A 3,646-nucleotide genomic window follows, 5' to 3' on the forward strand; every position below is an offset into this window, starting at 1 on the left:
GGCCGGGCGGGGCTGAGGTGGGGCGGGTGGGGGTCGCGTTCGACCGCGCCGGCCAGCCGGTCGGCGGCCGTACGCAGGGCCCGGGCCAGCCGGTCACGCGGTGGTCGGGGCGGCCGCACTGCCGGACTCCAGTTCCAGCCCTTCGTACGCCAGCGTCAGCGCCTCGATGGCGATCTCCTGGGCGAGGGTGTTCAGGTGGGCGCCCCGCCACCGGGTCGGCCAAGCGTTGATCATGTTCCAGCGCAGCACCTCGCTGGTGCCGGCCGGGTCCAGCAGCACCACGGAGACGTTGCGCCGGCTCACCGTGCCCTTGGCCGCCGCGTTCACCCAGTCCCACAGCTCCCGGGACGAGGTGAGGCCGAAGTGGAGGGTCACCGGCGCGTAGTCGACCTGGCCGGGGACCGCCCGGACCCGGTCGTTGCCCGCCTCCCGGTACGCCAGCCGGCCGATCGTCACCTCAAGCCCGCTGACCTCGGTGAAGTGCCCGTTGGTGATGCCGTTGATGAGCAGCTTGAAGTTGTACGCCCGGTACGGGTCGACGGGGGCGCCCGGTTGCGGGGTGGCCGTGGTCGGCATGTCAGCCTCCGATCGTCTCGGTCTCGGTGCCGCCGGCCCACTGGCTCAGCTTGAACACCACGAACTCCGCGGGCTTGACCACCGCGATGCCGATGTGGGCGACCACCATGCCGGCGTCGCGAACGTCGGCCGGGTTGGTCTCCTCGTCGCACTTGACGAAGAACGCCTCCTCCGGCGTGCGGCCGAGCAGCGCGCCGTCGCGCCAGACCCGGGTGAGGAACGCCCCGATGTCCCGCCGGATGGACCGCCAGAGCGAGTAGTCGTTGGGCTCGAAGACCATCCACCGGGTGCCGTTGGCGATGGCCTGCTCGATGGCGATGGAGAGCCGGCGTACGTTCAGGTAGCGCCACTCGCTGGCCTCGGCGGCGAGCGTACGGGCGCCCCAGAGGCGGATGCCCTCGCCGGCGAAGTAGCGGATCACGTTGACGCCCTTGGGGTTGAGCACGTCGTGCTCGGGGCGGGTGACCAGGTGCCCGAGGTCGACGGCGCCGCGGACCGGCTCGTTGGCGGGCGCCTTGTGCACGCCGCGCAGGGCGTCGGTGCGGGCCCAGATGCCGGCGACGTGCCCGCTCGGCGGGGTGAGCACCAGGTCGCCGCTGAGCGGGTCACGGACCCGGATCCACGGGAAGTAGCAGGTGCCGAAGTCCGACTGCCGGGGCCGGTACGCGGCCGCCGGCCCGTCCGGCTCGGCGTCGTCGTCGGCCGGCTTCGGCGTACCGTCGGCGGGTTTGCCGTCGGGTTTGCCGGCGGGCTTCGCCGGGCCGGGGGTGGCGACGCGGGTCAGCGCGGAGATGTCGTCGATGTCCGGGGCCGGGTCGCAGATGGCCACCATGGTGCGCAGCCGCTCGGCCAGGCTGAGCAGCGCCTCGTGCGATACCGGGTCGTGGAAGCCGGGCGCGGCGAGGATGGAGATCTCGTCGACCGCCTCGAGCAGTTGCAGCCCGCCGCGGCGGCCGCCGGTGCCGGTGAGCTGGCCGCCCTCGCCGACGTTGACCACCCAGCAGCGGGTGCCGCCGTTGTCCAGGAAGCCGAAGACCGCCCGGGCCAGCGGGGTGCTCTCCGGGTGCTCGCCGTCGGCGTAGAGCCGCAGGAACTCCGACCAGGAGTTGACGGCCACCGCGCGGTCGACGTGCGCGGTGCGGTCCGGGGCGACGCCGACGAAGGCGGCGGTGCTGGTGCCGACCGGTCCGATCGGGCGGGCGCCGCTGGGGACCTCCTCGACGTAGATGCCGGGGGAGAAGTAGGTGGGCATCGGTCCTCCTGTGCGGGTGCGGTCGGCGGGTCGGCTCAGTCGGCCGGCGGCGCGCAGACGATGACGAGGTCGGGGTCGGCCGGGTCGAGTTCGGCGGTGTGGGTGCGGCCCCGGCCGACCAGGCGGACCCGGACCGCCGGTCCGGCTCGTCGGGGTCGTGCGGGAGGCCGACCAGCCGGAACCGGCCGGCGGTGTCGGTGTGCGTGGTGTACGGGGTGCCGACGACCTCGACCCGCATCGCGGCGAGGGGCTGCTGCTCGGGCCCGACCACCCGACCGTCGAGGGTGCGCATCTCCAGTTGCCGCAGCCGCAGCGGCCGCAGCACGGGCGGCGCGGGCGGCACCGGGCGGGCGATCTGCGCGGGCACGTCGACCAGCAGCGCCGGTCGCGGCGCGACGCCGAAGGCCCGCCACAACGCCGGGTCGCCGGCGGTCAGCGTCACCTCCGGCTCGCCGCCGCCGCCGCGGCGGCGAGCACCCGGTCCAGTCGGGGCAGCGCGGCCGGTCCGGTGGCGCAGACCAGCAGCCGGACCACGAACCGGTACGGTTCGCGGGCCCCGCTGCCCCGGGTCTGCCGGGCCGGCCGCAGCTCCAGCGGCCAGACGGTGAGCCCGCCGTCCGCGTCGTCGCGGGGCGGGCCGACCGGGACGGGGTCGCCCGCCGCCCCGGTCAGCCAGGCCGCGAGCTCCGCGACGGCCGTCTCGATCGCTCCGGTCATCGCGGCGGGGTCCCCTGGATCCGGTACGCGATGGCCTCGTTCCAGACATGCGGGTAGACGCCGATCTCGAAGTAGCGGGTGAAGCGGTTGATCGGCGCGTTGGTGTGGTCGTGCCAGAGCAGCCAGACCGGGGCGATGGTGAACAGCGCGTAGTTCAGCATGACCAGCGGCAGGTAGAGCGGGCCGAGCAGCCGGGCCTGGAGGATGTGCACGTCCTCGTGGCGTTGGATGCCGGGGCTGGACCCGGCGCAGACCGTGCCGATGGTGGTGGCGTACCGGGGCGACACCCCCTCGACCAGGTTGACCCGGCCGCTGGCCGGCGAGACCACCCGGTCGAGCTGGTGCCCGAAGACCAGGTGCGCGGCGAGGTAGATCGCCCCGACGGCGGTGTTGAGCAGGCTCCAGGTGTGGTCGACGACGAAGAGGAGGATCCCCTTCGCGTCCGGGCCGTACGTGCCGGCGGAGCTGATCGCCCAGCCGAAGGGCGCGCCGACGAGCAGTCCGACGACGGCGCCGATCACCAGGCCGAGGGTGCCGCCGGCCCACTGGCCGAACAGGGCGCCGAGGACGATGTGGACCGCGGCGCTGACGATGCCGAAGACCATGGGGTCACCTTCTTTCAGACCCACGAGCGGACGTAGCGGGGCTCGCGTCCCTGCGCGAGCTGGGTTGGCGACGCACTCGTCGCCTGCCGGTTGCCAGGGGGCAGCTGGTTGATGCCGAGCGCGGCGGAGAAGATGACCAGCCCGTTGAAGAACGCGATGATCCACTTCTCGGAGCCGGCGTCGGTGGCGAAGGCCGCGGTGAGGTAGGAGAGCGCGAGGGCGATACCCAGCGCGATCCACTTGCGGGCCTTGTCGCCGCTCGGGCCGAGCAGGCCACCGATGACGTTGGCGGCCAGCAGCGTGGCGGCGCTGGCGCCGGTGAGGCTGCCCAGGGCGGCCCAGGTGAAGAGATCGTTCACGGCGATCTCCCTTCGGACGGTGCGGTGGTGCGGGCGGGGTGGTGGGTGAGGTGCGGCGGCCGGCCGCTGCGGGCGCCGGCCGCCCGGGTGACGCGGTGGGTCAGACCGGCCCCGGCTGGTCGGCCGGGGGCGCGGTG

5 protein-coding genes are annotated in these 3,646 nt (G+C 74.1%); all 5 read right to left on the reverse strand.

What is annotated here, in order from left to right; all coding sequences use genetic code 11:
- Positions 1–93: 93 nt before the first annotated feature.
- Complete coding sequence (locus JNW87_RS36175; protein ID WP_109800943.1) at positions 94–576, reverse strand: phage tail protein; 483 nt, start codon at positions 574–576, stop codon at positions 94–96.
- A 1-nt stretch (position 577) separates the two neighbouring features.
- Complete coding sequence (locus JNW87_RS36180; protein WP_238455255.1) at positions 578–1,828, reverse strand: phage tail sheath subtilisin-like domain-containing protein; 1,251 nt, start codon at positions 1,826–1,828, stop codon at positions 578–580.
- Between the two features lie 438 nt (positions 1,829–2,266).
- Positions 2,267–2,545, reverse strand: coding sequence for a hypothetical protein (locus tag JNW87_RS36185; RefSeq protein WP_238455256.1), 279 nt, complete (start codon positions 2,543–2,545; stop codon positions 2,267–2,269).
- Entirely contained in the window at positions 2,542–3,150 is a 609-nt protein-coding gene (locus tag JNW87_RS36190; RefSeq protein WP_109800946.1) for a glycine zipper family protein, read from the reverse strand. The genes JNW87_RS36185 and JNW87_RS36190 overlap by 4 nt, the downstream gene beginning before the upstream one ends.
- Before the next feature lie 14 nt (positions 3,151–3,164).
- The gene (locus JNW87_RS36195; RefSeq protein ID WP_238455257.1) at positions 3,165–3,509 is read right to left on the reverse strand and encodes a hypothetical protein; all 345 of its coding nucleotides are present in this window, start codon (positions 3,507–3,509) and stop codon (positions 3,165–3,167) included.
- Positions 3,510–3,646: the final 137 nt, after the last annotated feature.

Source organism: Micromonospora sp. ATA51, from assembly GCF_016802855.1.
Taxonomy (GTDB): Bacteria; Actinomycetota; Actinomycetes; order Mycobacteriales; family Micromonosporaceae; genus Micromonospora; species Micromonospora sicca.